General features: G+C 71.3%; 24 protein-coding genes. 10 read left to right on the top strand and 14 right to left on the bottom strand.

Annotated features, from left to right (window positions below):
* Window positions 1–148: 148 nt before the first annotated feature.
* Genes O1Q96_RS05015 through O1Q96_RS04970 form a run of 10 tightly spaced genes read right to left on the bottom strand, consistent with a single transcriptional unit; the run spans window position 149 to window position 10,553 of the window.
* Window positions 149–1,660: an NADH-quinone oxidoreductase subunit N gene (locus O1Q96_RS05015; protein WP_269247043.1), complete on the bottom strand. Its 1,512-nt coding sequence runs from the start codon at window positions 1,658–1,660 to the stop codon at window positions 149–151.
* On the bottom strand, window positions 1,657–3,243 hold the full coding sequence (locus O1Q96_RS05010; protein WP_269247042.1) for a complex I subunit 4 family protein: 1,587 nt from the start codon (window positions 3,241–3,243) through the stop codon (window positions 1,657–1,659). Before O1Q96_RS05010 ends, O1Q96_RS05015 begins: the two co-directional genes overlap by 4 nt.
* A 6-nt stretch (window positions 3,244–3,249) precedes the next feature.
* Entirely contained in the window at window positions 3,250–5,244 is a 1,995-nt protein-coding gene (locus tag O1Q96_RS05005; RefSeq protein WP_269247041.1) for an NADH-quinone oxidoreductase subunit 5 family protein, read from the bottom strand.
* Window positions 5,241–5,636 carry an NADH-quinone oxidoreductase subunit NuoK gene (nuoK, locus tag O1Q96_RS05000; protein ID WP_269247040.1) on the bottom strand — a complete coding sequence of 132 codons (396 nt, stop codon included), beginning with the start codon at window positions 5,634–5,636 and terminating at the stop codon, window positions 5,241–5,243. The genes O1Q96_RS05005 and nuoK overlap by 4 nt, the downstream gene beginning before the upstream one ends.
* Entirely contained in the window at window positions 5,636–6,361 is a 726-nt protein-coding gene (locus O1Q96_RS04995; protein WP_269247039.1) for an NADH-quinone oxidoreductase subunit J family protein, read from the bottom strand. The genes nuoK and O1Q96_RS04995 overlap by 1 nt, the downstream gene beginning before the upstream one ends.
* Window positions 6,358–6,948, bottom strand: coding sequence for a NuoI/complex I 23 kDa subunit family protein (locus O1Q96_RS04990; RefSeq protein ID WP_269247038.1), 591 nt, complete (start codon window positions 6,946–6,948; stop codon window positions 6,358–6,360). The genes O1Q96_RS04995 and O1Q96_RS04990 overlap by 4 nt, the downstream gene beginning before the upstream one ends.
* 2 nt (window positions 6,949–6,950) lie before the next feature.
* Window positions 6,951–7,919, bottom strand: a complete 969-nt coding sequence (locus tag O1Q96_RS04985) for a complex I subunit 1/NuoH family protein (RefSeq protein WP_269247037.1) — start codon at window positions 7,917–7,919, stop codon at window positions 6,951–6,953.
* The gene (locus O1Q96_RS04980; RefSeq protein WP_269247036.1) at window positions 7,916–9,493 is read right to left on the bottom strand and encodes an NADH-quinone oxidoreductase subunit C; all 1,578 of its coding nucleotides are present in this window, start codon (window positions 9,491–9,493) and stop codon (window positions 7,916–7,918) included. Before O1Q96_RS04980 ends, O1Q96_RS04985 begins: the two co-directional genes overlap by 4 nt.
* Window positions 9,490–10,113, bottom strand: coding sequence for an NADH-quinone oxidoreductase subunit B (locus tag O1Q96_RS04975; protein ID WP_269247035.1), 624 nt, complete (start codon window positions 10,111–10,113; stop codon window positions 9,490–9,492). The genes O1Q96_RS04980 and O1Q96_RS04975 overlap by 4 nt, the downstream gene beginning before the upstream one ends.
* Window positions 10,104–10,553, bottom strand: coding sequence for an NADH-quinone oxidoreductase subunit A (locus O1Q96_RS04970; RefSeq protein ID WP_419586424.1), 450 nt, complete (start codon window positions 10,551–10,553; stop codon window positions 10,104–10,106). The genes O1Q96_RS04975 and O1Q96_RS04970 overlap by 10 nt, the downstream gene beginning before the upstream one ends.
* A gap of 346 nt (window positions 10,554–10,899) precedes the next feature.
* Here O1Q96_RS04970 and O1Q96_RS04965 point away from each other — a divergent pair, with 346 nt between their 5' ends.
* From O1Q96_RS04965 to O1Q96_RS04945, 5 genes are all read left to right on the top strand, one after another.
* Window positions 10,900–12,105 (top strand): sensor histidine kinase, encoded by a 1,206-nt coding sequence (locus O1Q96_RS04965; RefSeq protein ID WP_269247034.1) that lies wholly within the window; start codon window positions 10,900–10,902, stop codon window positions 12,103–12,105.
* A gap of 308 nt (window positions 12,106–12,413) precedes the next feature.
* Complete coding sequence (locus tag O1Q96_RS04960; RefSeq protein WP_269247033.1) at window positions 12,414–13,769, top strand: sensor histidine kinase; 1,356 nt, start codon at window positions 12,414–12,416, stop codon at window positions 13,767–13,769.
* 307 nt (window positions 13,770–14,076) lie between these two features.
* On the top strand, window positions 14,077–14,748 hold the full coding sequence (locus O1Q96_RS04955) for a response regulator transcription factor (RefSeq protein WP_055509708.1): 672 nt from the start codon (window positions 14,077–14,079) through the stop codon (window positions 14,746–14,748).
* Window positions 14,749–15,014: 266 nt separating this feature from the next.
* Window positions 15,015–16,943 (top strand): 2-oxoacid:acceptor oxidoreductase subunit alpha, encoded by a 1,929-nt coding sequence (locus tag O1Q96_RS04950; protein ID WP_269247032.1) that lies wholly within the window; start codon window positions 15,015–15,017, stop codon window positions 16,941–16,943.
* Window positions 16,936–18,024: a 2-oxoacid:ferredoxin oxidoreductase subunit beta gene (locus O1Q96_RS04945; protein ID WP_269247031.1), complete on the top strand. Its 1,089-nt coding sequence runs from the start codon at window positions 16,936–16,938 to the stop codon at window positions 18,022–18,024. The genes O1Q96_RS04950 and O1Q96_RS04945 overlap by 8 nt, the downstream gene beginning before the upstream one ends.
* 144 nt (window positions 18,025–18,168) lie before the next feature.
* Here O1Q96_RS04945 and O1Q96_RS04940 read toward each other — a convergent pair whose 3' ends face one another.
* Entirely contained in the window at window positions 18,169–18,561 is a 393-nt protein-coding gene (locus O1Q96_RS04940) for a winged helix-turn-helix transcriptional regulator (RefSeq protein WP_269247030.1), read from the bottom strand.
* Between the two features lie 93 nt (window positions 18,562–18,654).
* On the opposite strand from O1Q96_RS04940, the gene O1Q96_RS04935 reads away from it, so the two are divergent.
* Both O1Q96_RS04935 and rarD read left to right on the top strand, forming a co-directional pair.
* Window positions 18,655–19,509, top strand: coding sequence for an SDR family oxidoreductase (locus tag O1Q96_RS04935; protein ID WP_269247029.1), 855 nt, complete (start codon window positions 18,655–18,657; stop codon window positions 19,507–19,509).
* Between the two features lie 172 nt (window positions 19,510–19,681).
* Complete coding sequence (rarD, locus tag O1Q96_RS04930; RefSeq protein WP_419586423.1) at window positions 19,682–20,749, top strand: EamA family transporter RarD; 1,068 nt, start codon at window positions 19,682–19,684, stop codon at window positions 20,747–20,749.
* A gap of 32 nt (window positions 20,750–20,781) precedes the next feature.
* Here the strand turns inward: rarD and O1Q96_RS04925 are convergent, their stop codons facing one another.
* Together O1Q96_RS04925 and O1Q96_RS04920 are read right to left on the bottom strand one after the other, a co-directional pair.
* Window positions 20,782–22,002: a 4-hydroxybenzoate 3-monooxygenase gene (locus tag O1Q96_RS04925; protein ID WP_269247028.1), complete on the bottom strand. Its 1,221-nt coding sequence runs from the start codon at window positions 22,000–22,002 to the stop codon at window positions 20,782–20,784.
* 39 nt (window positions 22,003–22,041) lie between these two features.
* Window positions 22,042–23,607 (bottom strand): MFS transporter, encoded by a 1,566-nt coding sequence (locus O1Q96_RS04920; protein WP_269253479.1) that lies wholly within the window; start codon window positions 23,605–23,607, stop codon window positions 22,042–22,044.
* A 141-nt stretch (window positions 23,608–23,748) separates the two neighbouring features.
* Here O1Q96_RS04920 and O1Q96_RS04915 point away from each other — a divergent pair, with 141 nt between their 5' ends.
* Window positions 23,749–24,183 (top strand): winged helix-turn-helix transcriptional regulator, encoded by a 435-nt coding sequence (locus O1Q96_RS04915; RefSeq protein ID WP_269247027.1) that lies wholly within the window; start codon window positions 23,749–23,751, stop codon window positions 24,181–24,183.
* Between the two features lie 54 nt (window positions 24,184–24,237).
* Here O1Q96_RS04915 and O1Q96_RS04910 read toward each other — a convergent pair whose 3' ends face one another.
* A complete protein-coding gene (locus O1Q96_RS04910; protein WP_269253478.1) occupies window positions 24,238–24,834 on the bottom strand; it encodes a CGNR zinc finger domain-containing protein in 597 nt (198 codons plus the stop codon).
* Between the two features lie 37 nt (window positions 24,835–24,871).
* Between O1Q96_RS04910 and O1Q96_RS04905 the strand changes: the two genes are divergently transcribed.
* Complete coding sequence (locus tag O1Q96_RS04905) at window positions 24,872–25,366, top strand: VOC family protein (RefSeq protein WP_269247026.1); 495 nt, start codon at window positions 24,872–24,874, stop codon at window positions 25,364–25,366.
* Window positions 25,367–25,654: 288 nt separating this feature from the next.
* On the top strand, window positions 25,655–26,596 hold the full coding sequence (locus tag O1Q96_RS04900) for a M28 family metallopeptidase (RefSeq protein WP_269247025.1): 942 nt from the start codon (window positions 25,655–25,657) through the stop codon (window positions 26,594–26,596).

The following is a 26,596-nucleotide window of genomic DNA, read 5'->3' as shown; positions in this document are numbered from 1 at the left end:
ACGCCAGGCGGGAGGCACTAGTTCCCTTGTGCGCGCGGCGCGGGGCATGGGCCGGGCGTGGGCCGTCCGGGTGACGTGACCACACCTCGGCACGCGCGCGTGCGTGGCGGCCGGCCCACGCGCGCGTGCGGATGCGTCAGGAACGGTGTCAGAAGAGGCCGGTGTCCGAGAAGCGCAGGATGAGCTGAGGCGCTCCGGAGAGCGCGACACCCAGGACGGCGGTGAGGGCGATCGCCGCGGTGAGGGGGACCGGTACGCGGTGCGCCTCGGGCTCTCCCTCGGGGGCGCGGAACAGCAGTGCCGTCCACTGGAGGTAGTAGAACAGCGCGATCACGACGTTGACGGCCATGACCACGGCGAGCCAACCGAGGCCCGCTTCCACGGCGGCCGAGAAGACCGTGACCTTCGCGAAGAGGCCGATGATGCCCGGCGGCAGACCGGCCAGACAGAGCAGGAAGAAGCCGAGGACGAGCGCGGCGAGAGGGCGCGAGGCGTAGAGGCCGCGGTAGTCGCTGACGCGGTTCAGCGGCTTCGTACGGGCCACCAGGGCAGCCACCGCGAAGGCCCCGAGGTTCACGGCGGCGTACATGAGGGCGTACGCGACGGTGGAGCCGATGGCCTTCTCGGCGTCATCGGAGTACGCGGCGGCTGCGATCGGCACCAGGAGGTAGCCGGCCTGGCCCACGGATGACCAGGCGAGGAGGCGAACCGCGCTGTGCGCGCGCGTGGCCCGCTGCCGCAGCGCGCCCACGTTGCCGATCGTCATGGTGAGGGCGGCGAGGGCGGCCAGGGCCGGCCCCCAGACGTCCGCGTACGACGGGAGGGCGATCACGGTGACGAGGATCAGGCCGGAGAAGCCGACCGCCTTGCCGACGACGGACAGGTAGGCGGCGACCGGGAGAGGCGCGCCCACATAGGTGTCGGGTACCCAGAAGTGGAAGGGCACGGCGGCCGTCTTGAAGGCGAAGCCGACGAGGGTGAGGACGACGCCCGCCTGGGCGAGCGTGTGCAGTTGGGCGTCGACGTCCTCGATCCGGGTGGCGATCTCGGTGAGGTACAGGGTGCCTGTCGACGCGTAGACGAAGCTGATGCCCATGAGGCTCACGGCTGTCGCGGTGACCGAGGACAGGAAGAACTTCAGGGCCGCTTCGGAGGACTTCCGGTCGCCGTGCTTGATGCCCACGAGGGCGAAGGCGGGCAGGGAGGCGACCTCCAGGGCGACGATCAGGGTGGCGAGATCGCGCGAGGCGGGCAGGAGGGCGGCGCCCGCGGCCGAGGAGAGCAGCAGGAACCAGAACTCGCCTTCCGGGAGGTCCCTTTCGGCGTCCTTGAGGGCGGTCATCGACAGGAGCGCCGCGAGGAGTGCGCCGCCGAGGACGAGGAACTGGACGACCAGCGTGAACCGGTCGGCCGTGTAACTGCACACGTCCGCGTCGCCCGTCAGGCAGAACGTGGAGCGGTCGCCGTCCAGGAGGGGCAGCAGGGCGAGCGCGGAGACGGCGAGCCCCGCGACGGAGATCCAGCCGAGCAGGCCCTTCTTCCTGTCGCCCACGAAGAGATCGGTGACGAGCACCACGAGTCCGACGACCGCCGCGATGGTGGGCGGGGCGATCGCGAGCCAGTCGACGGACTGGACCAGGGACTGGGCCTGGGAGCTCATCGGGTGCCTCCTGCGAAGAGCTGCTGCACGGCCGGGTCGGTCAGGCCGAGGAGGGCCTTGGGCCAGAGCCCGGCGACGACGGTGAGGACGACGAGCGGGGTCCAGGCCGCGAACTCGTAACTCCGGACGTCGGCGAGCTTCGGGCCGTCCCTCTCCGGAGCGGCGCCCATGCAGACGCGGCGCACCACGATGAGCATGTAGGCGGCGGTGAGCAGGGTGCCGAACGCGGCGATCGCCGTGAACGTCAGGAACGCGGGACGGCTGAGGTCGTCGGCGGGGTCGAACGCGCCGAACAGCGCGAGCATCTCGCCCCAGAACCCGGCGAGGCCCGGCAGTCCGAGCGAGGCGACGGCGGCGAAGGCGAGCAGGCCGCCGAGGCGCGGGGCCTTGCCGTAGAGCGCGGCTCCGGACTTGTCCGCGAGGGTGTCGAGGTCGGTCGTGCCCGTGCGGTCCTTGAGCGCGCCGACGAGGAAGAAGAGGAGGCCGGTGATGAGGCCGTGGGCGATGTTCGCGAACAGGGCGCCGTTCACGCCGGTCGGGGTCATCGACGCGATGCCGAGGAGCACGAAGCCCATGTGGCCGACCGAGGAGTAGGCGATGAGCCGCTTGAGGTCGCCCTTCGCGCCCTGTCTGGCGAGAGCCAGGCAGGCCAGCGAACCGTAGATGATCCCGACGACCGCGAAGGCCGCGAGGTACGGGGCGAAGACGCTCATGCCGTCCGGCGTGACGGGCAGCAGGATCCGGACGAAGCCGTACGTGCCCATCTTCAGCAGGACACCGGCCAGCAGGACCGAACCGACCGTCGGCGCGGCGGTGTGGGCGTCCGGCAGCCAGCTGTGCAAGGGCCACATCGGGGTCTTGACCGCGAGCCCGATCCCGATCGCCAGAACGGCGATGACCTGCACGGATGTGGTCAGCTCGGGGTGACTGTCAGTGGCGAGTGCCACCATGTCGAATGTGCCCGCCCTGATTCCGATCAGGAGCAGGCCGAGCAGCATGACGACCGAACCGAGCAGCGTGTAGAGGATGAACTTCCAGGCGGCGGCCTGCTTCTGCTCACCGCCCCAGCGGGCGATGAGGAAGTACATCGGGATGAGCACCATCTCGAACGCCAGGAAGAACAGCAGCAGGTCGAGGACGGCGAAGGTCGCGAGAGTGCCGGACTCGAGGACGAGGACGAGCGCCACGAATGCCTTCGGGGACGGGCCCGTCGGCATTTTGAAGTAGGAGTACAGCGCGCAGAGGAAGGTCAGCAGCGCGGTCAGCACGAGGAGGGGGAGAGAGATGCCGTCGATGCCGAGATGGATCCGCACGTCGAGCGCGGGGATCCAGCTGATGTCCGTCGTGGCCTGCATCCGCTGTGCCTTGGCCGGGACGTCGTGGTCGAAGCCGAGCGCGAGGACGATCGCGGCGACGAGCACGGCGCCGGTGACGGTCACGCCGTGCCGCAGCACGGCCTGCTCGGGCGACTTCCCCTTCAGCCCGGGCGGGGCCGGCAGGAGAGCCGCGGCGGCCCCGACGAGCGGGGCGACGACGATGAACGCGAGAAGGAACTGCATCACGGACTCGTTGATATCGATCACGCCTGCTCACGCTCCCGCGGTGGCGACGAGGAGGGCGGCGACCGCCAGGACGACGGTGCCGGCGAGCAGCGCGCTCACATAGGTCTGCAGATTGCCGGTCTGGGCGCGTCGGACGGCCGCACCGAGCCAGCGGGGCAGGGCGCCCGCGCCCCGTACGTAGGTGTCGACGACTTCACGGTCGAGGAACCGGACGAGGGTGGCCGCGGCCTGGACCGGGCGGACGAAGAGCGTCGCGTACACCGCGTCGAGGTGGAAGCCGACAGCCGCGTGGCGGTGCAGCGGGCCCAGCAGGAGGCGGCCGGGGTCCGCCGGGTCGGGCGCGGAGGCCACGTTCCCGTACGCGGGTGCGTGGCTCGCGATGGCCTCGGCCTCGACCAGGCCGCCGCCGGCGTCCGGGTGGGCCGCGACCGCGCCCAGTGGGACATGGGCCGCCATGGCGGTGGTGTGCCGCCACGCGCCGTACGTGACGATGCCGCCGACCAGGGCGACGCCGGTACCGAGGACGGAGGTGGCGAGGGTCGGGGTCAGGTCCCGGCCGTCGAACCAGTCGGGCAGCAGGCCGGTGGCGAGTCCGACAGCGAGTGACGGGAGGGCGAGCACCCACAGGACGGCGTTCATGGCGACGGGCTGCTTGCCGTGGTCGGGGGCCGGGGTGCCGTGGCCGCGGAAGGTGAGCAGCCACAGGCGCATCGCGTAGGCGGCGGTGAGCAGGGCCGCGACCAGACCGGCGACGAGGACGATCCAGCCCGCGGCGCCGGGAACGCCCTCGCCGTGACCGGTGACGACGTGCTCGGCGGCGCCGAGGACGCCCTCCTTGGAGAAGAAGCCGCTGAAGGGCGGGATCGCGGCGAGCGCGAGGAGCGCCACGGTCATCGTCCAGTAGGCGTCGGGGACGCGGGCCCGCAGGTCCTTCATACGGGACATGGCGGCGAGGGAGTTGGTGCCGGCGGCGTGGATGATCACGCCCGCCGCGAGGAACAGCAGCGCCTTGAAGGCGCCGTGCGCGAGGAGGTGGAAGACGGCGGCACCACGATCGCCGACAGCGAGTGCGCCGGTCATGTAGCCGAGCTGGCCGATCGTCGAGTATGCGAGGACGCGTTTGATGTCGTCCTGGGCGAGGGCGGCGAGGGCGGAGCCGGTCATCGTCACGGCGGCCATCACGGCGAGGACGACCAGTGCGGCCGCGGATGCGGCGAAGACCGGGAGGAGCCGGGCGATGAAGTAGACACCGGCGGCGACCATCGTCGCGGCGTGGATCAGGGCGGAGACGGGGGTGGGGCCCGCCATGGCGTCGGGGAGCCAGGTGTGGAGGGGGAACTGCGCCGACTTGCCCGCCACGCCGGCGAGGAGCAGGAGGGCGATCAGGGTCGGGTGGTCGAGTCCGCCGCTCGCGACGGTCCCGAGGATCTTCGTGATGCGGAAGGACCCGGCATCGGCGGCGAGTGCGAACAGGCCGATCAGGAAGGGGACGTCGCCGAGCTTGGTGACGAGGAAGGCCTTGAGGGAGGCGGCTCGTGCTTCCGGGGTCTCCCAGTAGTGCCCGACGAGGAAATACGAGCAGATGCCCATGACCTCCCAGCCGACCAGCAGCACCATCAGGTCGCCGGAGTAGACGACGAGCAGCATGGCAGAGGTGAAGAGGGAGACGAGAGCGGCGTACGAGGGGTAGCGCGGGTCGTCGCGCAGGTAGCCCGTCGAGTAGATCTGCACGCAGGTCGCGACCAGGCCCACGACGACGGCGACGAGGGCGGCGAACCCGTCGATGTGCAGGGCCAGCTCGATGGGGACCGAGCCGGTGGGGGTGAGCTCGGTCGCCGCGTTCACCGCCCGGTCGCCGCCCTGGCGTACGGCGACGGCCACGGCGAGGCCGAGGGCGGCGAGGGAGGGCAGGACGGCGAGGGGGCGTACGAAACCGGGGGCCGTGCGGCCGAGGAGCAGGCCGGCGGCGGCGCCCAGGAACGGGAGGAGGGGGACGAGGACGGCGAGGGTGGTCGTGGTCACGCGGTGGCCTCAGCCTTCTCGGCCGGCTCGCTGCGGGCGGGCTCGGAGCCGTCGTCAGTGCCGTCGTCATCGTCGGACTCGGCGGTGTCGCGGAGTTTGTCGATGTCCGCGGTGCCGCGGTTGCGGTGGACGGCGAGGACGATCGCCAGGCCGATGCCGATCTCGGCGGCGGCGACGGCGATGGTGAACAGGGTCAGGGCCTGGCCGGAGTGCAGGGTGTCCTGGGCGGTCTTGCTGAGCCAGACGTCGAAGGCGACGAGGTTGAGGTTGACGGCGTTGAGCATCAGCTCGACGGACATCAGGACCAGGATCGCGTTGCGGCGGGCGAGGACGCCGTACAGGCCCGTGGAGAAGAGGAGGGCGGAGAGTACGGCCGGGTAGGCGAGGTGCATCAGCGGGCGCCTTCCTTGTCGCTCCGGGGGGCGTCGCCCGGCGCGGCCCCGCCCCGGCGGCCCTCGTCACGGGAGGCGTTGCCGCGGGAGCCGTTGCCGCGGGGGCTGTCGCTCCGGGGGCTCGGGGTGTTCGCGGTGACCGTCCCCTTCGCCTTCGCCCTGCGGGAGAGGACGATCGCGCCGACGAGGGCGGCGAGCAGCAGGACCGAGAGGGCCTCGAAGGGGAGCACCCAGCTCTGGAAGAGGCTCGCGCCGGTGACCGCGGTGGAGCCGGCGGCGGCGCCGTCCAGGTCGATCCAGGTCGTCCGGAAGGCGTCGACGACGACCCAGACGAGGGCGGTGGCCGCGGCGACCGCCACGGTGAGCGCGGCCCAGCGGTTGCCGGAGTCGGCGTCCGGAGAGCGGCCGATGGGGGCCCTGGTGAGCATCAGTCCGAAGAGGAGGAGGACGACGACGGAACCGACGTAGATCAGGACCTGCACCCAGGCGATGAACTCGGCCGTGAGGAGGAGGTATTCGACGGCGAGGCCACCGAGGGCGACCACCAGCCACAGGGCGGCGTGCACCAGCTGCTTGGTGGTGACCGTGACGATCGCGGCGCCGAAGGTGACCAGGCCGACGAGGAGGAAGGCGATCTCGACGCCCGTCGGTGAGAGGAAGCCGTGGGTCTCGGCGGCCGTGGTCGCGGCCTGCGCCGCCGTGACGGTGGCCGCGGCGGGGGTCACGATGTGCCTCCCTGCGGGTCGTCGGGCTCGGTCGGAGCCTGGGCCTGCGCCTGTGCCTGGGCCTGCGCCGTGGCCAGCTTCTCGGCGGTCTTGCGGGCGGCGGCGATCTCCTTGGGTTCCTCGGCGCCGGGGTCGAGGGCCGGCGGGGCCGGGACGGTCCACATCCAGTCGCGGAGCTTGTCGCGTTCGTGGGTGAGCTCGTGGATGTCGGTCTCGGCGTACTCGAACTCGGGGGACCAGAAGAGGGCGTCGAAGGGGCAGACCTCGATGCAGATACCGCAGTACATGCAGAGGGAGAAGTCGATGGCGAAACGGTCGAGGACGTTGCGGCTGCGCTCGCGGCCGCCGGGCGCGGCGGGCGGGACCGTCTCCTTGTGGGAGTCGATGTAGATGCACCAGTCCGGGCACTCGCGGGCGCACAGCATGCAGACCGTGCAGTTCTCCTCGAAGAGGCCGATGACGCCACGGGTGCGGGGCGGCAGTTCGGGCTGGGTGTCCGGGTACTGCGCGGTGACGGTCTTCTTCGTCATCGTGCGGAGGGTGACGGCCAGGCCCTTGGCCAGGCCTGAGCCGGGGATGGGGGACATGGTTACGCGATCACCACCTTGACGATGCCGGTGAGGGCGATCTGGGCGAGGGAGAGGGGGACGAGGACGGTCCAGGCGAGTTTCTGGAGCTGGTCCTCGCGCAGGCGGGGGTAGGTCACGCGCAGCCAGATGACGACGAAGGCGAGGACGGCCGCCTTCAGCAGGGTCCAGACCCACCCGAGGCCGTCGGCACCCCACGGGCCGTGCCAGCCGCCCAGGAACAGCACGGTGGTCAGACCGCACAGGACGACGATTCCGGCGTACTCGGCGAGGAGGAACAGCGCGAAGCGCAGACCGGTGTACTCGGTGTACGCGCCGAAGATGATCTCCGAGTCGGCCACCGGCATGTCGAAGGGAGGGCGCTGGAGCTCGGCGAGGCCCGCCACGAAGAAGACGATCGCGCCGACGATCTGCCAGGGCAGCCACCACCACTCGAACGCGTCGACGATGCCGGGGAGGGAGACCGTGCCCGCCGCCATGGCGACCGAGGCGGCGGTCAGCAGCATGGGGAGTTCGTACGCGAGGAGCTGGGCGGCGGTGCGGAGGCCGCCCAGGAGGGAGAACTTGTTGGCCGAGGCCCAGCCCGCCATGAGCGAGCCGAGGACGCTCACGCCCATCACGGCGAGGACGAAGAAGATGCCCGCGTCGACGACCTCGCCGACCGCGCCCTCGCCCGGGCCGATCGGGATGGCGAGGAGGACGAGGAGGTACGGCAGGAGGGCGACGGCGGGGGCGAGCTGGAAGACGCGGCGGTCCGCGCCCGCGGGGACGATGTCTTCCTTCTGCGCGAACTTGACGCCGTCCGCGACAAGTTGGGCCCACCCGTGGAAGCCGCCCGCGTACATGGGGCCGAGGCGGCCCTGCATGTGGGCCATCACCTTGTGCTCGGCCTGACCCACGAGCAGGGGGAACGTCAGGAACACGACGAAGACGACGAGGAGTCGCAGGGCGACGTCGAGAGCGTCGTTCACTGCGTGCCTCCCGTGGGGTTGTCGGGACCTTCGGGGTCACGGGGGTGACGGGGGTCGTGCGGGTCGTGCGGGTCGTGCGGGTCGTCGGCTTCCCCGGGAGCCGAGGGCTCCTCCGGTGACGGAGGCTCATCGGATGCCGGTGCTTCGACGGGCTGGGGCCTTGGCGCGGCGGCCCCCGTGTCGGCCGGTTGCTCGGGCTCGTCGAAGGCAGGGCGGGCATGGTGCCAAGGGGCATCCGAACTGCGCGAGGCCGTGGGCGCCTTGGGCTCGGCGGGCGCCGCCGGCTCGGAGGGCGTCTTGAGCTCGGCGGGCGCCTGCGAATCGTCGGATGCCCCCGTATCGCGCGTCGCGTTCGGCTCGCCGGACGCCTTCGGATCGACCGCGGTCCCCGGCTCGGCGAAGGCCTTCGGCTCAGCCGGAGTGGTGGGCTCGGCCGGGGCGTTCGGCTCGACGGCAGTTTCCGGCCCGGCCGGAATCTCCGGCCCGCCCAGCGTCTCCGGCTCGGCAGGCGCCGTCGGCCCGGCGGATGCCTTTGGCTCGGCAGGCGCCGACGGCTCAGCAGACGCCTTCGGCTCGGCAGGTGTCTTCGACGCCGCCGGAGCGTCAGGCGTGGCACCGGCAGGCACCGCTCGCGCGCCGGCGGAAGCTGCTCCCGAGGTGGCGGGATCCGCTGCCTCGGAAGCGGGCGTCGCGGAACCCTTCGCCGTCGAGCCGGGCGACTGGGACTCCGGCGCCGCAGCCGCGGGCGTCGTGGACGCAGGCGCCGCGGCAGCCGGCGCCCCTGAACCGGCCGACGCCGAAGCCGGCGCCCCAGAACCCGGGGCCCCGGCAGCAGGCGTCCCAACGGCCGTTGCCTCAGCAGCAGTCGTCCCCGCAGCAGGCGTTCCAGCCGTGCCCGTCGCCGTTTGGCTGGCTGAGCCTTCTCCTGCTGTGCGTGCGCGGCGTACCGGGCGGTCGCCGGGTGCGCGGGGGGCGCCTCGGGCCGGTCGGGCCGGGGCCGGGGGGAGTTGGCCCTTCAGGGGGCCCCACTCGTTCGGGTCGGGGACGCCGGGAGGGAGCATCTGGCGGCGTTTCGGGCCGCCGTGCTCCGACTCGCCGGGTTCCTTCGCGCCCGGCCAGGCCTTCGCCACGCGGGCGGCCAGGACGAAGTCCTTGCGGAGGGGGTGGCCCTCGAAGCCGTCGGGAAGGAGGAGCGGGTCCAGGCCGGGGTGGCCCTCGAAGGCGACGCCGAACATCTCGTGGGTCTCGCGTTCGTGCCAGGCGGCGCCCGCGTAGACCTCGACGGCGGAGGGGAGGACGGGTGCGGAGTGCGGCACCGTCGTACGGACGAGCAGGCGGCGCACGGGGGCCAGCGCGACCACGTGGGCCGAGACCCGGAAGCCCGTGCCGGGTTCGTCGACGGCGCTCAGCCAGTCGAAGTAGGTGCAGCCCAGTGCGTCACGCGCGCTCTCCAGGGAGGCGAGCCAGGAGGCCGGCGGCACGTCGACCGTCAGCACCTCGTACGACTCCTCGGCGGTGGCGTCCGGGCCGAAGAGTTCCTCCACGGGAGCGGGGAGCCATCCGGTCGTCGTCATCGGGCGTCCTCCGTGGCCGGAGGCGTCGCCGGCGGTCGCACGAGCCCGCTCTGCAGCGCGGCCGCGGAGGGGCGGTCCGCGGCGGCGGGCCCGTACCGCTCCCCCAGCGACTCCCGGGCGATCTTCTCCTGGAGCTTGAGGATGCCCTGGAGCAACGCCTCCGGGCGGGGCGGGCAGCCCGGCACGTACACGTCGACCGGGATGATCTGGTCGACGCCCTTCGTCACGGAGTACGAGTCCCAGTACGGGCCGCCGCAGTTCGAGCAGGCACCGAAGGAGATGACGTACTTCGGCTCGGGCATCTGCTCGTACAGGCGTTTCACGGCGGGGGCCATCTTGTCCGTGACCGTGCCGGAGACGACCATCAGGTCGGCCTGGCGCGGGCCCGGAGCGAAGGGGATGACGCCGAGGCGGATGAAGTCGTGCCGGGCCATCGACGCGGCGATGAACTCGATCGCGCAGCAGGCGAGGCCGAAGTTGAAGACCCAGAGCGAGTAGCGGCGGCCCCAGTTCAGGACCACCTTCATCGGCTCGGGGGCGAGGCGGGCGAGCGCGCCCAGCCTCTTCGGCTCCGGCAGGTACACGGGTTCCGGAGAAGCCGCTTCGGGGGTCACGTCCATTCCAGGACGCCCTTCTTGTAGGCGTACAGCAGGCCGACGGCCAGGAAGCCGAGGAAGATGAACATCTCCACGAGTGTCGCCGCGCCGTAGCCCGGCGCGGCGAAGACCGTCGCCCACGGGAAGAGGAAGATCGAGTCGACGGCGAAGATCACGTAGAGGAAGGCGTAGACGTAGTAGCGGACCTGGGTGTGGGCCCAGCCCTCACCGACGGGGTCGACTCCGCACTCGTACGTCATGAGCTTCTCGGGTGTCGGGACGACGGGCCGCAGCAGGCGGCCCGCTCCGAAGGCGACGGCGACGAACAGCACGCCGACCGCCGCGAGCAGTCCGACGACCGAATAGGACTGGAAGTAGTCCGCCGCGAGGAAGGTTCCGGCGGTCCCGGTCCCGGCGTCGGTTCCAGTGGTCCCGGCCGCCGCGACCATGGTCGGTTCCGGCACGTCCGCCCCTCGCTCCCTGACCTCGTATGACCTGGTACGGGCCCCCGTGGGAGCCCGTAGGACTACGCATGCGCCTTCGTGCGCGCCGTGCGGTGCGCCGCGTTCGACGATCTGTACGCACCGGAGTCTAGGGCCTGCTAAAGAGACCGTAAGCAGCCCGTCACGGGTAGGCATCGTGCGACGGAGTTCCCGGGCCGCGGTCGGGCCGGGCCGTGACCGGTCCCCGGGGCGATCCGGGGCTGTGGTCCGGGGCCGTCCCCGGGGGCCGCCGGGGTGGGGTTTTCCCCCGGAGACGGAGGCGGCCCTCCTCATGGCGCCGCGGGCCGCGGCCCGGCAAGGTGGCGCTATGACCGAACGCATCCTCGCCGCCGGCGCTCCGGACGACGGCGCCGACCGACCGCCACCCGCGCGCTTCGCCTACGACCGGCACACCTGGAAGGAGATCGCGCATCTCCTGGTGAACCTGCCGATGTCGCTCGTCGGATTCACGTACGTCGTCACCGTGCTGTTCGCGGGGGCCGGGCTGACGGTGACCGTGGTCGGACTGCCGTTGCTGGCGGCCGGGCTGCTGGGCGCGCGCCAGTTGGGGAAGCTGGAGCGGGGCCGGGCCAGGGCGCTGCTCGGGGTACGGGTGGACGAGCCGAGCCCTCTGCCGTTGCGCGGGCGGGGCGGGTTCTTCACCTGGCTGTGGATGGCGTTGAAGGATCCGGTCGGCTGGCGGACGGTGCTGTACGAGTTCATGCGGCTGCCGTGGAGCATCGTCACCTTCACCGTCACGCTGGCCTCGTTGTTCGTGCTGTGGCCGGTGCTGCCGTTCATCGCGCGCGGCCTGGCCAACGCGGACCGGGCGATGGTGCGCGCGCTGCTGTCGCCCTCCAACGAACTGGAGCGGCGGATCGCCGAGCTGGAGTCGGACCGGGGGGTGGTCGTCGACACGGCCGCGGCCGACCTGCGGCGCATCGAGCGGGATCTGCACGACGGGGCGCAGGCCCGGCTGGTGAACCTCGCGATGGGGCTCGGTCTGGCGAAGGAGAAGCTGCTGGAGGGCCAGGCCGACGAGACCGTCGCCGCCATGGTCGACGAGGCGCACGGCGAGGTGAAGCTGGCCTTGCAGGAACTGCGGGATCTGGCCCGCGGTATCCATCCCGCGGTCCTCACCGACCGCGGTCTGGACGCCGCGCTGTCCTCGGTCGGAGCCCGTTGCACCGTGCCGGTGAAGGTGACGGCCGACCTGCCGGCGCGTCCGGCCGCGGCCATCGAGGGCATCGCGTACTTCACGGTCTCCGAGCTCCTCCAGAACGTCAGCAAGCACAGCGGGGCGCGGTCCGCCTCGGTCGACGTGTGGCGCTCGGACGACCGCCTGCTCATACAGGTCCATGACGACGGCCGGGGCGGCGCCTCACTCGACGGCGGTACGGGGATGGCGGGGCTCGCGGACCGACTCGGCGCGGTGGACGGCCTGTTCATCATCGATTCGCCGGTCGGCGGGCCGACGACGATCACGGCGGAGCTGCCGTGGCGCAACCGGACGGAGGGCGCCGAGGGGAAGTAGCGCGCCCGGCCGTCCCGAGCGCCCCGCACCCGCGGCCCACGCCCTCGGCCCACGCCCTCCGCCCACGCCCTCGACCGACGCCCTCGACCGCCCTCGCAGGGGCGCGCCCGGGGGCGTCGTCGTGTGTGCCGCACCCGTCGGCGGTCCGACGGGGCGGTCCGTGACGGGGGCCCGGCGGGGTGATGCGGGGGATGCTGCGGGGTAGGGAAAACCCCCGAGCCAAGACGCCGACGCGCTCCATGTCCCGGGAGCGCCGCACCGAGCACTGTGGAGATACACCAGCGGACGAACAGAAACGGACGGCGGCCATGGCCACGGAGTACGGACAGGGATACGGGTGGGACGACGGCCCCGGATTCCGAGGGGAGGGCGCCGGGGAGCGGTGGCACCGGCTCCCCACCGCGCTGCGGGCGCCGATCGAGGCGCGCAGCCTGCGTGAGTTCGCCTACCTGATGCTGAACCTGCCGATCGCCGTCATCGCCTTCACGTTCACCGTGACGATGATCTCGCTCGGCGTGGGCCTGCTGGTCACGTTCCTCGGCATTCCGGTGCTCGCCGCGGCGCTCGCGGGCTGCCGCGGGCTGGGCGCGCTGGAGCGGGCCCGCGCCCGCGGGCTGCTGGGGCTCGACGTCGCGGCGCCCGAACCGCTGCGGATGCGCAAGCAGGGCCCGATGAGCTGGGTGGGCGCGACGCTGAAGAGCGGCGCCTCCTGGCGGCACGCCCTCTACTCGGTCGTGCACTTCCCGTGGGCCGTGTTCGCCTTCTCCGTGTCCATCACCCTGTGGGTGACCGGCTGGACGCTGCTGACGTATCCCCTGTGGTTCTGGGTGTTCCCGATGTACGGCGGGCAGGACGGACTGCAGCTGTACGGGGACGAGACGCACCGGGTCTACCTGGACAACGCCTTCGAGATCACCGTGACCGCGATGGTGGGGCTGCTGCTCACGCTGGCGACGCCGTGGATCGTGAGGGCGCTGACGCTGGTGGACCGGTTCCTCGTGAGCGGGCTGCTGGGACCTTCGCGGCTGGCCACGCGTGTGGTGGAGCTGGAGTCGGACCGGGGTGTCGTGGTCGACACGGCGGCGGCGGACCTGCGGCGTATCGAGCGGGACCTGCACGACGGGGCGCAGGCGCGGCTGGTGGCGCTGGCGATGGACCTGGGGCTGGCGAAGGAGAAGCTCACCGAGAATCCGCAGGAGGCGGCGCGGATGGTGGGCGAGGCGCACGGTGAGGTGAAGACGGCCCTGCAGGAGCTGCGGGACCTCGCACGCGGTATCCATCCGGCCGTGCTGACGGACCGGGGGCTGGACGCGGCGCTGTCGTCGGTCGCCTCGCGCTGCACCGTTCCCGTGCAGGTCGAGGTCGACCTGCCGGCCCGGCCCGCACCGGCCATCGAGGGCATCGCGTACTTCACCGTGTCCGAGCTGCTGCAGAACATCAGCAAGCACTCGCGGGCCACCCGGGCGACGGTCGACGTCTGGCGGATCGAGAACCGGCTGATGATCCAGGTCGTCGACAACGGGGTGGGCGGCGCGGACTCCTCCGAGGGTTCGGGGCTCGCCGGGCTAGCCGAGCGTCTCGACGCGGTGGACGGCATCCTCGTGGTGGACTCGCCGGTGGCGGGGCCGACGCGGGTGACGGCCGAGCTGCCCTGGCGGGCCTGAGGTCTTCCCGTCCCGCGGGGCCGGTTCGCCGGCCCCGCGGGACGACGGCGTTCCCCGGTTGCCGGCCCCGGCCCTTTCCGAACGACCCTGTCCCGGAACCGGGGATCGGGCCTCACCCCCGGGCCCGTACCCGCCTCCCGGCGTCGTGGCCGGGCACGCGGCTCCCCCGCGCGCCTCGGGTGGCCACCCGGAAACACGCCGCGCGCAAGCCCCGATGCTGGGATGCTGGGGTCTGACGTATGTGCGGGGCGCGGGCGGGGACCGAACCCGGTGCGCGGCCCGGGACGGGCTGGGGGGCCGAAAGATCGTGGAGGACAGGGTGCGCGTGGTCATCGCCGAGGATTCGGTGCTGCTGAGAGAGGGCCTGACCCGGTTGCTGACCGACCGCGGGCACGACGTCGTCGCCGGGGTCGGTGACGGGGACGCGCTGATCAAGACGATCACGGAGTTCGCGGCGCAGGACGCGCTGCCGGACGTCGTGGTCGCGGACGTCCGGATGCCGCCGACCCACACGGACGAGGGCGTCAAGGCGGCCGTGCAGCTGCGCAAGCAGCACCCGGGGCTCGGTGTCCTGGTGCTGTCGCAGTACGTGGAGGAGCAGTACGCCACCGAACTGCTGGCCGGTTCCACCACCGGCGTCGGCTATCTCCTCAAGGACCGGGTGGCCGAGGTGAGGGAGTTCGTGGACGCGGTCGTCCGGGTGGCCCGCGGCGGCACCGCCCTCGACCCCGAGGTCGTCGCGCAGTTGCTCGGCCGCAGCCGCAAGCAGGACGTCCTCGCGGGGCTGACCCCCCGCGAGAGGGAGGTCCTCGGGCTGATGGCCGAGGGGCGGACGAACTCCGCGGTCGCCCGGCAGCTCGTGGTCAGCGACGGCGCGGTCGAGAAGCACGTGAGCAACATCTTCATGAAACTGGGCCTGTCCCAGAGCGACGGGGACCACCGGCGTGTGCTGGCGGTCCTCACCTACCTGAAGTCCTGACCTACCTGAACTCCCGAGAAACTGACACTCTGTCAGAAATACACCGTGGCTCGAGCGCGAGAACCAAAGGATGAGCACGCAGCGTCTTCACAGGTAACGCCGGGGGGCGGATCGATCGTGACGGATCAGGGTGCACGGCAGTCCCAAAACGAGGTCCATCGTGCGAGTGTCCCGGGGAGGGCACCCCACTCCGACGTAGGGTTGGCCCCGGGAAGGCCTGCGGGAGGGCCACGCCCGGCCAGCCGCCTCGAAGGAGGTTCACTTCAGTGACCAGTCAGGTCAGCAGTCCAGCTGAGCAGGCCGACGGAGCCGTCGTAGGAGAACAGCGCAAACCGGCGAGCGAGAAAGACGTACGACGGCTCGATCGGGTGATCATCCGGTTCGCGGGGGACTCCGGCGACGGCATGCAACTGACCGGAGACCGCTTCACCTCCGAGACGGCATCGTTCGGGAACGACCTTTCGACTCTGCCGAACTTCCCCGCCGAGATCCGTGCGCCCGCAGGAACCCTGCCGGGCGTTTCGTCTTTCCAGCTGCATTTCGCGGACCACGACATCCTCACTCCGGGCGACGCGCCCAACGTCCTCGTGGCCATGAACCCGGCCGCCCTGCGGGCGAACGTGGCCGACGTGCCGCGCGGCGCGGAGATCATCGTCAACACGGACGAGTTCACCAAACGGGCGATGGCCAAGGTCGGCTGGGCCACGAGTCCGCTGGAGGACGGGACCCTGGACGGGTACAGCGTCCATCCCGTCCCCCTCACCACGCTGACCGTCGAGGCGCTCAAGGATTTCGACCTGTCCCGCAAGGAGGCGGAGCGCAGCAAGAACATGTTCGCGCTGGGCCTGCTGAGCTGGATGTACCACCGGCCGACCGAGGGCACCGAGAAGTTCCTGACCACCAAGTTCGCCAAGAAGCCGCACATCGCGGCGGCCAACATCGCCGCGTTCCGGGCCGGCTGGAACTTCGGCGAGACCACCGAGGACTTCGCCGTCAGTTACGAGGTGGCGCCGGCGGCCCACGCGTTCCCGACGGGCACGTACCGGAACATCTCCGGGAACCTCGCCCTGTCGTACGGCCTGATCGCGGCCTCCCGCCAGGCGGATCTGCCGCTGTACCTGGGCTCGTACCCGATCACGCCGGCCTCCGACATCCTGCACGAGCTGAGCAGGCACAAGAACTTCGGCGTGCGGACCTTCCAGGCCGAGGACGAGATCGCGGGCATCGGCGCGGCCCTGGGCGCGGCCTTCGGGGGCTCGCTGGCCGTGACCACGACGTCGGGTCCCGGCGTGGCGCTCAAGAGCGAGACGATCGGGCTCGCCGTCTCCCTCGAACTGCCGCTGCTGGTCATCGACATCCAGCGCGGCGGCCCCTCGACCGGCCTGCCGACCAAGACCGAGCAGGCCGACCTGCTCCAGGCGATGTACGGGCGCAACGGCGAGGCCCCGGTGCCGATCGTGGCTCCGCGCACCCCCGCCGACTGTTTCGACGCCGCCGTCGAGGCGGCCAGGATCGCGCTCACCTACCGCACCCCGGTGCTGCTGCTGTCCGACGGCTACCTGGCCAACGGCAGCGAGCCCTGGCGGATCCCCGAGATCGACGAACTGCCGGACCTGCGCGTGCAGTTCGCGCAGGGCCCCAACCACACGCTGGACGACGGCACCGAGGTCTTCTGGCCGTACAAGCGCGACCCGCAGACCCTGGCCCGCCCGTGGGCGATCCCGGGCACGCCCGGCCTGGAGCACCGCATCGGCGGCATCGAGAAGCAGGACGGCTCGGGCAACATCTCGTACGACCCGGCCAACCACGACTTCATGGTCCGTACGCGGCAGGCGAAGATCGACGGCATCGACGTACCGGACGTGGAGGTCGACGACCCGCACTCCGCCGACACCCTGGTCCTGGGCTGGGGTTCCACATACGGGCCGATCACCGCGGCGGTGCGGCGCCTGCGCGCGGCCGGCGAGAGCATCGCGCAGGCCCATCTGCGGCACCTCAACCCCTTCCCGCGGAATCTCGGCACGGTGCTGCAGCGTTACGAGAAGGTCGTCATCCCCGAGATGAACCTGGGTCAGCTGGCCACGCTGGTCCGGGCGAAGTACCTGGTGGACGCCCACTCGTACAACCAGGTCAACGGAATGCCGTTCAAGGCTGAGCAGCTCGCCACGGCTCTCAAGGAGGCCATCGATGGCTGAGACGGAAGGCCCGGGCACGATCGAGGCGCTCACTCTGGTGCCCAAGGCCGAGGCCAAGCAGTCCATGAAGGACTTCAAGTCCGACCAGGAAGTGCGCTGGTGCCCCGGCTGCGGTGACTACGCGATCCTCGCCGCCGTCCAGGGCTTCATGCCCGAACTGGGACTGGCGAAGGAGAACGTCGTCTTCGTCTCGGGTATCGGCTGCTCCTCCCGCTTCCCGTACTACATGAACACGTACGGGATGCACTCGATCCACGGCCGTGCGCCCGCCATCGCCACCGGACTTGCCTCGTCCCGCCGCGACCTGTCCGTCTGGGTCGTCACGGGCGACGGGGACGCGCTGTCCATCGGCGGCAACCACCTGATCCACGCGCTGCGCCGGAACGTGAACCTGAAGATCCTGCTGTTCAACAACCGGATCTACGGGCTCACCAAGGGCCAGTACTCCCCCACCTCCGAGGTCGGGAAGATCACGAAGTCGACGCCGATGGGTTCGCTGGACGCGCCCTTCAACCCGGTGTCCCTGGCGATCGGCGCGGAGGCGTCCTTCGTGGCGCGGACCGTGGACTCCGACCGCAAGCACCTCACCGAGGTGCTGCGGCAGGCCGCCGCCCACCCGGGCACGGCGCTGGTCGAGATCTACCAGAACTGCAACATCTTCAACGACGGCGCCTTCGAGGTCCTCAAGGACCGGCAGCAGGCCGAGGAGGCGGTGATCCGCCTGGAACACGGCAAGCAGATCCGCTTCGGGGCACCGCTCGAAGACAGCCTCGGCGCGAAGGGCGTCGTGCGCGACGCGCTGACCGGGGACCTGAAGGTCGTCACCGTCACTCCGGAGAACGCGTCAGGGATTCTGGTCCACGACGCGCATTCCACGTCACCCACCACGGCGTTCGCCCTGTCCCGCCTCGCCGACCCGGACACACTGCACCACACGCCGATCGGCGTCCTCAGGTCCGTCGACCGCCCGGTCTACGACACCCAGATGTCCGACCAGCTCGATGCGGCCATCGAGCAGAACGGCAAGGGCGACCTGTCCGCGCTGCTCGCGGGCGGGGACACCTGGACGGTCGTCGGCTAGCGGTTCCGCTTCCGGCACCACCCACGCGACGCACCCGGGCCCGGACCGACAGGTCCGGGCCCCGGCTCGCGTCTCGGCGCCTCCTGTGCGTCCTGCACGACCCGGGTCATGCGCATCCCGCGTGCGCTGCTTGTCCCGCGCGGCTCAGGTGCGGTTCCCGTCGTACGCCTCCCGCGCCTTCAGCACCTCGACTATGCGCGTCTCGGTCCAGCTCGCCAGGGCCTCGACCTGTTCGGCGGCCTCACGGCCCAGGTCCGTGAGCGAGTAGTCCACGCGCGGCGGGATGACCGGCTTGGCGTCCCGGTGGACGAAGCCGTCGCGCTCCAGGGTCTGCAGGGTCTGGGTGAGCATCTTCTCGCTGACCCGGCCGATGGCCCGGCGCAGCTCACTGAAGCGGTGAGGGCGCTCCATCAGGCGGATCAGGACGAGGACGCCCCAGCGGCTGGTGACGTGCTCCAGGACCAGACGGTGCGGGCACATCGCCTCGCCCTCGTGGTTCCACTTGCTCGGCTTGCTGACTGATGCGCTTACGGCCATGCAAGTACCTTACTTCAAAGTGGGTACTTTCGAAGAGTTAGTGCAGCCCCTATGGTGAGTGTCAGACCCACCCCACAAGGAGTTGTTTCAGACATGAGCATTGTCGTCACCGGAGCCACCGGCCACCTCGGCCGCCTCGTCGTCGAAGGCCTGCTGGAGAAGGTTCCGGCGGAGCGGATCACGGCCGTCGTCCGCAACGAGGAGAAGGCCGCGGACCTCGCCGCCCGCGGAGTGAAGATCGCTGTCGCCGACTACAACGCCCCCGAGACCTTCGACAGCGTCTTCTCCGCCGGCGACAGGGTGCTGCTCATCTCCGGCAACGAGTTCGACAAGGGCCGCGTCGGCCAGCACAAGATCGTCCTCGACGCCGCCAAGGCCGCCGGGGTCGCACTCCTCGCGTACACCAGCGCTCCCGGCAGCCTGAGCGCCGCACTGGCCGACGACCACCGGGGCACCGAGGAGGCGATCCTGGCGTCCGGCGTGACCTACGCCCTGCTGCGCAACGGCTGGTACAACGAGAACTACACCGAGAACCTGGCCCCCGTGCTGGAGTACGGCGCCGTCGTCCAGGCCGCCGGCGAGGGCAGGGTCTCCTCCGCCTCCCGCGCGGACTACGCGGCCGCCGCCGTGGCCGTGCTGACCGGCGAGGGCCACGAGAACAAGACGTACGAGCTGGGCGGCGACACCGCCTGGGGCTTCGCCGAGTACGCCGCCGAGGTGGCGAAGGCGTCCGGCAAGGAGATCGTCTACAACTCCGTGCCCGTGGAGGCCTACACGGGCATCCTGACCGGCGCCGGACTGCCCGGGCCGCTCGCCGCGATCCTGGCCGGCGTGGACGCGTCCATCGAGAAGGGCGAGCTGGTCGTCACCAGCGGCGACCTGTCCCGGCTGACCGGCCGTCCGACCACGCCGATCGCGGAGTCGGTCGCGGCGGCGCTCAAGGGCTGAGCACCGGCCGAGCCCCGGTTCCGGGCCCCTCCCCCGGGCCGGAACCGGCACCCCCGCCTGTCATGACCGTATGGCGATACGGGCATGACGTGCGGGGGTTCTTGGCGCTACCTTCGTGGAGGCTGTGCGTGGCCCGGATGCCGCGAGTCCGCAGCGTTCGAGAGAAAGGGCCGTGCCGGTGGAGTCCAAGGGCGAGCAGCACACAGGGCTGGATTCCAGGAGTGAACAGCGGATCGGTCTGCTGAACGGCTTCGCGGCGTACGGCATGTGGGGGCTCGTCCCCCTCTTCTGGCCGCTCCTCGAACCGTCGGGAGCCGGGGAGATCCTCGCCCACCGCATGGTCTGGTCGCTCGGCGTCGTACTGATCGCCCTCGCGGTGATGCGTCGCTGGTCCTGGGCCGGGCCATTGCTGCGGCAGCCGCGCAAACTGGGTTTCATCACCGTCGCGGCGGCCACCATCACCGTCAACTGGGGCGTCTACATCTGGGCCGTGAACACCGGCCACGTGGTGGAGGCGTCCCTCGGCTACTTCATCAACCCGCTCGTCACCATAGCGATGGGCGTCCTGCTCCTGAAGGAGCGGCTGCGGCCCGCACAGTGGACGGCGGTCGGCATCGGCTTCGCCGCGGTCCTCGTCCTGACCGTCGGATACGGCCGGCCGCCGTGGATCTCCCTGTGCCTCGCCTTCTCCTTCGCCACGTACGGGCTGGTGAAGAAGAAGCTCAACCTCGGCGGGCTGGAGTCGCTGGCCGCGGAGACCGCGATCCAGTTCCTGCCCGCGCTCGGCTATCTGCTGTGGCTGTCGTCCCGGGGCGGGGCGACCTTCGGCGGCGAAGGCGCCGGGCATGCGGCACTGCTGGCCGCCACCGGCGTGGTGACGGCCCTGCCGCTCGTGTGCTTCGGCGCGGCGGCGATCCGGGTGCCGCTGTCCACGCTGGGGCTGTTGCAGTACCTGGCGCCCGTGCTGCAGTTCCTGCTCGGCATCCTGTACTTCCACGAGGCGATGCCCGCCGAGCGGTGGGCGGGGTTCGCGCTGGTCTGGGCCGCGTTGTCGCTGCTGACGTGGGACGCGCTGCGGACGGCCCGGCGGTCGAGGACGGTCCTGCGGAAGGCGGCGGTCGCCGCCGCCTCGGTGGCGGCGGAGGCGGCGGTCGAGGCGGCCGACGAGGCGGACCGGGCCCCCGGCCGGACCGCCGTCCCGAGCCCGGGCCCCGGCTCGAGCCCGGGCACGAACGCGTAGGCGAACAGGCAGACGGTGGTCGGCGGTCTCCGTCAGTAGTCGGTGTCCTTGCCGAGGAACAGTTCGGCGAAGCCGGCCGCGGCGGCGGGCGAGCCGAGGGTCCGCCGCAGCCGCGCCTTCGCGATGCCCGCACGGAACGGATCGCCGGACGAGGTGCCGTGGTACACGTCGGAGAGCCACTGCGAGAACTCCTGGTACTGCCACACCCGCCGCAGGCACTTCTCCGAGTAGTCGCGCAGCCCGCTCCCGTCGCCCTTGCCGTAGTGGGCGACGAGCGCGTCGGCCAGCACCAGGGAGTCGTGGATCGCGAGGTTCATGCCCTTGGCGCCTATCGGCGCGAGCAGGTGGGCCGCGTCCCCCACCAGATACAGCCGTCCGTACGCCATCGGCTCCACCACGTAGTTGTGCATGGCCAGGACCCGCTTCTCGATCAGCCTGCCCTCGGTGAGCGGCCGGGCGCCGTCCGCCGCGAGCCGTTCGTGGAGTTCGGCCCACACGCGCTCGTGGGACCAGTTCTCCGGGTCGTCGCCCGGCGGGCATTCGAGGTAGTAGCGGGTGACCTGCGGGCTGCGGGCCATGTGCCCGGCGAACCCGCGCGGATGGATACCGAAGACGACACAGTCGCAGGACGGCGGCGCCTCGGCGAGCAGGGCCAGCCAGCCGACACCGAAGTCGTGCCGGGCGACCGTGACGTGCTCCGGCGGCATACGGTCACGGGTCACCCCGCGTGCGCCGTCGCAGCCCGCGACGAACTCGCAGTCCAGCCTGACGCGTTCACCCGTCACCGGATCCGTGTACGCCACCGAGGGCCGGTCCGTGTCGATCCCGGCCGGCTCGACGTCGCGGACGCCGAAGCGGATGTCGCCGCCCCGGACGTCCGCGTACTCCCGCACCAGGTCCGTCACCAGCAGCGGCTGCGGGTAGACGTAGTGACGCCGGCCCGACACCTCGGCGTACGGGAACCTGTGGCGCTCCCCCGCGAGCCGGAACTCGCACTCGGTGTGCACCCCGGCGTTCTCCAGCAGCCTGTCCGCGAGGCCCCGGCCGTCCAGCGCGCGGACCGCCCACTCCTCCAGGAAGCCCGCGCGCGGCCGCTGCTCGATGAAGTCCCGGCTCTCGTTCTCCAGCACCACGCAGTCCACGGAGGCGGCCCGCAGGATGTTGGCCAGCGTGAGCCCGGCGGGGCCCGCGCCCACGACGACGACGCGGGTGCGCTGCGCGGTGGCTGACGGGACGGAGGCGTCTGCGGTCATGCGGACAGTATGGCCAATCCGGTGGCGCGAGTCGTCGACTCACGGGCTGCTGCGCGGAGTTGACGGAAGCGGGGCGGGACTGCCGTCCGGGCCGGTGGCGGTGGTCGCCGTGACCGCGGCCACCGTCGTGGCCGCCGCGGTGGCGGGGGCTCCGGCGGCGACCGTGACGGCCGCCATCTCGGTCGGCGGCTTCACTCGCCGTCCGAGGCCGAAGGACGACAGCAGCGCGCCCAGCGTCACCATCACCACCGGGACGACCAGGGCGGCGCGGAAGGCGGACAGGGTGGCGTCCGGGTCCGATCCCGCGGACGCCCCCGAGGAGGCCAGGCCGTACACCGCCGTCACCGCCGAGATGCCGATCGCCGAGCCGAACTGAGTGAAGGTGTGCAACAGCCCGCTCGCCAGACCCTGTTCGGACTCCGCCACACCGTCGGTCGCCGCGATCGTGAGCGGCCCGTAGGCCAGGGCGAAGGCGGTGCCCGCGATGATCAGGGTCGGGAACATCGCGGCGTACGACCAGTCCATGCCGACGGGCAGGAACAGCCCGTACGCGACGATCGCCAGGACGAACCCGCCGAGGATCACCTTGCCGTAGCCGTAACGGGTGACCAGCCGGGGCGTGAGCGTGGGCGCGAGGATCGCGTCACAGCCCAGCACCACCAGGGCGATCGCCGTCTGGAGCGAGGACCAGCCGCGCAGCTCCTGGAGGTAGAGGGTGAGGACGAACTGGAATCCGAAGAAGGCTCCGACGAAGAGGAGTGCGCCCAGGTCGGCGCGTACGACGGACCCTGTGCGGAAGATGCCGAGGCGGACGAGAGGAGTGGGAGTACGGCGTTCGACGACGACGAAGACGGCGAGCAGAACCGCTGCCACAGCCGCCGCGCCGGCCGTCAGCCTCCAGCCCTCCAGCCCGTGTTCGAGGCGTACGACGGCGAAGGCGGCGAGCAGCATGGCTGCCGCGGCGGTGGTCGCACCGAGGATGTCGAAGCCCTCGGTACGACGGCGGGGGCGCCCGGGGCTCTCCTCCGTCCGGGGTTCCTGGACGCGCGGCGCGGCGGGGATCAGGCGGACCGCCGCCACCAGCAGCGCGCCCGCGAGCAGCACCGGGGCGAAGAAGACCCACCGCCAGCCCAGCTGGGTGAGCAGTCCGCCGATGACCAGACCGAGGGAGAAGCCGGCGGCCGCCGTGCCCGCGAAGACCAGCAGGGCCTTGTTGCGCTGTGGGCCCTCCTCGTACGACGTCGTGATGAGCGACAGTGCGGCGGGGGTCATGAAGGCGGCCGCGACACCCGTGACGAAGCGGGCGACGATCAGCGTCCAGCCCTCCGTGGCGAACCCGCCCAGGCCCGAGAAGGCGAGGAAGACCGTCAGCCAGGTGAGGAACATACGGCGGCGGCCCAGCAGGTCGGCCGCGCGGCCGCCGAGCAGGGTGAAGCCGGCGTAGCCGAGCACGTACGCGCTCATCACCCAGGCCGCGGTGTCCGTGGGCAGGTCGAGGTCGGATCTGATGGAGGGGATCGCGACGGCCAGCATCGCGACGTCGATGCCCTCCAGGAAGATCGTTCCGCAGAGGACGAGCAGCAGGGCCCAGGCGCGGCTGCCCATCGGGGCTCCTCGGGTGTCCATGGTGACTCCTCGGGTGCTCATCCAACTCCCCGCAAGGAGAAGGAGAAAGGGGGGTGGTTACCCGGTCGAGGGTCAGTTCCCTCTTGTAACCGGTGCCAGCCTGCGGCAGCATCGGCAGGTATGGAAGAAGGCACTTTGAAGTCACCGAGTAACTGCGCGAGCACCGTGGACCACGGCGACGCGGACCCCTTCCAGTGGGACACCCGCGAGGACTGTCAGGTGCGGCAGATCCTCGACCGGGTGGCGGACAAGTGGTCCCTGCTGGTGATCGCCCTGCTCGAGTCCCGGCGGCTTCGGTTCACCGAACTGCGGCGGGAGATCGACGGGGTCAGCCAGCGGATGCTGACGGTCACGCTGCGGCAGCTGGAGCGGGACGGGCTCGTGAAGCGGACGGTGCACCCCGTGGTGCCGCCGCGGGTGGAGTACGAGCTCACCCCGCTCGGGGGCACCCTGCACGCGACCATCCAGTCACTGGTGACCTGGACGGAGACCCATCAGGGGGAGATCGCGGCGGCTCGGGCGGCCTATGACGAGCGGGGTGCGACGGGGTCCTGAGGCCGGGGCGGGCGGGGCTGCTCGGCGGGGGCGGCGCGGCGGGGGCGGGAACCGTCAGCCGTCGCCTTCGGCCCGGCGCGCCCGGTGCGCCCGCACCTTGTGGAGGGTGCCGCAGTGCTCCATCGCGCACCAGCGCCGACGCCCGGGCCGTGAGGTGTCGACGAACAGCAGACGGCAGTTGTGGGACCCGCACTCGCGGATGCGCTCCGCGTACGGCCCGGTGAGGAGCTCGACCGCGTCACGGGCGACCGTGGCCAGCAGCCGCGCGACGGTGGCACCCGGCGCCCACCCGCGCGAACCGTCCGCCTCGATGCGGGCGGCGAGCGGCGGCCCGGCGGCGACGGCGTTGACGACATCCAGCTCCCGGCCTCTCGCGGGCCGCCCGTGGGCACGGTCGGCGACGAGCTGGAACAGCGCGTCGCGCAGGGCGCGCGTTTCCGCCAACTCCCCTTGCGTGACCGTCATTTCGAGGCCGTCGGGCAGACGGCTGCGCTCCACCCAGTCCAGCAGGTCCGCGGGCTCGTGCAACGCCTCGTAGCGCGCGAACTCCCCCGGCCCGCCCGTCGTCAGCAGCTCCGTGCACAGCGACCCGGCGTCGAAGCGGTACGGCTTCCCCTCGTGCGACACGAGAGTCAGTCCGGGCGACTTCATTGCAGGCTCACTCACGTAACCACTATAAGTGGTTACCATGACTCAGGCCTCCGCACCTCAGCCCGCGCCGACGCCCCCGGTCGCGCCCCTGCACTGGAAAGTCGTCGTCGACACCGCCGACCCGCACGCCCAGGCCGACTTCTGGGCCGCCGCCCTCGGCTATCTGGTCGAGGACCACAGTCCGCTGATCGAGCGCCTGCTGGGCCTGGGTGCCGTACCTCCCGAGATCGTCGTCGAGTCCCACGGCCGCCACGCCTGGCGGGACGCGACCGGCGTACGGCACCCGCAGGATCCGTACGAGAAGGAGAGCGGGACGGGGCTCGGGCGGCGGCTGCTCTTCCAGCGCGTCCCGGAGCCGAAGACGGTGAAGAACCGGCTGCACATCGACCTGCACAGCGGGGGCGGGCAGCTGGAGGCGGAGGTCGCGCGACTGACCGGGCTCGGAGCCACGGTCCTGCGGGAGGTGAACGAGCCCTCCGGCCGGTGGGTGGTGATGGGGGACCCGGAGGGCAACGAGTTCTGCCTCCACTGAGCCGCGCCGGCCTTGGATCACGGGGCCCGGCATCCCGGGAAACTCATGGCTCGACGCCTGAGGCTCGGCGCTCGGGACTTGGGGCTTGGGGCCTGGGACTTGGGGCTCGGGACTTGGGGCCTGGAGCCTGGACTCCGAGAGCCACAGTCGCAGGTGAACATGGGGCATCCGCTATACGAACACCTCTGACCGGATTGCGCTCTTGACGGAACGTCAACCCCGGCTTCACCATCAGGCACCCATTTCCGCAAGGAATCCAAGGAATCCAAGGAATTCGGAGCCCCCCACATGAAGCTCTCTGTTCCCGGACGTGCCACGGGTGTCACGGCCCTGGCGGTTGCCGCGCTGCTCACCACGAGCGCGATAGCCGACGCCGCGCCCACGCGCGCGGCCGCCGCACCGGACATACCCGTGGCCAACGTCAAGGCCCACCTCACCCAACTGCAGTCCATAGCCACCGCCAACGGCGGCAACCGCGCCCACGGCCGCGCCGGCTACAAGGCGTCCCTCGACTACGTGAAGGGCAAGCTGGACGCGGCCGGCTTCACCACCACCATCCAGCAGTTCACCGCCTCCGGCCGCGTCGGATACAACCTGATCGCCGACTGGCCCGGCGGCAACGCCAACCAGGTCGTCATGGCGGGCTCCCACCTCGACAGCGTCTCCTCGGGGGCCGGCATCAACGACAACGGGTCGGGTTCGGCAGCCGTCCTGGAGGCCGCGCTCGCGGTGTCCCGGGCTCAGTACCAGCCCACCAAGCACCTGCGGTTCGCCTGGTGGGGAGCGGAGGAGCTCGGCCTGGTCGGCTCGCGCTACTACGTCAACAACCTCTCCACCACGAACCGCGCGAAGATCAGCGGCTACCTGAACTTCGACATGATCGGGTCGCCGAACCCCGGCTACTTCGTCTACGACGACGACCCGGCCATCGAGAAGACCTTCAAGGACTTCTACGCCGGTCTCGGCGTCGCGACCGAGATCGAGACCGAGGGCGACGGCCGCTCGGACCACGCCCCCTTCAAGAGTGCGGGCATCCCCGTCGGCGGCCTCTTCACCGGCGCCAGCAACACCAAGTCCGCGGCGCAGGCCGCCAAGTGGGGCGGCACGGCCGGCCAGTCGTTCGACCGCTGCTACCACTCGTCGTGCGACACGACGGCGAACATCAACGACACCGCGCTGAACCGGAACAGTGACGCGCTCGCGTACGCGGTGTGGGAGCTGTCGGAGTAG

Origin of the sequence: Streptomyces aurantiacus, from assembly GCF_027107535.1 — a bacterium.
Classification (GTDB): domain Bacteria; phylum Actinomycetota; class Actinomycetes; order Streptomycetales; family Streptomycetaceae; genus Streptomyces.
The sequence above is the reverse complement of the archived record's forward strand: the minus strand, read 5'-3'. Positions and strand labels throughout refer to the sequence as shown.

What these genes read in the sequence shown, in the direction of transcription:
- O1Q96_RS05015 (WP_269247043.1), bottom strand. Translation starts at nt 1,660, where the DNA reads ATGAGCTCCCAGGCCCAGTCCCTGGTCCAGTCCGTCGACTGGCTCGCG.
- nuoK (WP_269247040.1), bottom strand. Translation starts at nt 5,636, where the DNA reads ATGCACCTCGCCTACCCGGCCGTACTCTCCGCCCTCCTCTTCTCCACG.
- O1Q96_RS04990 (WP_269247038.1), bottom strand. Translation starts at nt 6,948, where the DNA reads ATGTCCCCCATCCCCGGCTCAGGCCTGGCCAAGGGCCTGGCCGTCACC.
- O1Q96_RS04980 (WP_269247036.1), bottom strand. Translation starts at nt 9,493, where the DNA reads ATGACGACGACCGGATGGCTCCCCGCTCCCGTGGAGGAACTCTTCGGC.
- O1Q96_RS04975 (WP_269247035.1), bottom strand. Translation starts at nt 10,113, where the DNA reads ATGGACGTGACCCCCGAAGCGGCTTCTCCGGAACCCGTGTACCTGCCG.
- O1Q96_RS04965 (WP_269247034.1), top strand. Translation starts at nt 10,900, where the DNA reads ATGACCGAACGCATCCTCGCCGCCGGCGCTCCGGACGACGGCGCCGAC.
- O1Q96_RS04960 (WP_269247033.1), top strand. Translation starts at nt 12,414, where the DNA reads ATGGCCACGGAGTACGGACAGGGATACGGGTGGGACGACGGCCCCGGA.
- O1Q96_RS04945 (WP_269247031.1), top strand. Translation starts at nt 16,936, where the DNA reads ATGGCTGAGACGGAAGGCCCGGGCACGATCGAGGCGCTCACTCTGGTG.
- O1Q96_RS04940 (WP_269247030.1), bottom strand. Translation starts at nt 18,561, where the DNA reads ATGGCCGTAAGCGCATCAGTCAGCAAGCCGAGCAAGTGGAACCACGAG.
- O1Q96_RS04935 (WP_269247029.1), top strand. Translation starts at nt 18,655, where the DNA reads ATGAGCATTGTCGTCACCGGAGCCACCGGCCACCTCGGCCGCCTCGTC.
- O1Q96_RS04925 (WP_269247028.1), bottom strand. Translation starts at nt 22,002, where the DNA reads ATGACCGCAGACGCCTCCGTCCCGTCAGCCACCGCGCAGCGCACCCGC.
- O1Q96_RS04920 (WP_269253479.1), bottom strand. Translation starts at nt 23,607, where the DNA reads ATGGGCAGCCGCGCCTGGGCCCTGCTGCTCGTCCTCTGCGGAACGATC.
- O1Q96_RS04915 (WP_269247027.1), top strand. Translation starts at nt 23,749, where the DNA reads ATGGAAGAAGGCACTTTGAAGTCACCGAGTAACTGCGCGAGCACCGTG.
- O1Q96_RS04910 (WP_269253478.1), bottom strand. Translation starts at nt 24,834, where the DNA reads ATGAAGTCGCCCGGACTGACTCTCGTGTCGCACGAGGGGAAGCCGTAC.
- O1Q96_RS04905 (WP_269247026.1), top strand. Translation starts at nt 24,872, where the DNA reads ATGACTCAGGCCTCCGCACCTCAGCCCGCGCCGACGCCCCCGGTCGCG.
- O1Q96_RS04900 (WP_269247025.1), top strand. Translation starts at nt 25,655, where the DNA reads ATGAAGCTCTCTGTTCCCGGACGTGCCACGGGTGTCACGGCCCTGGCG.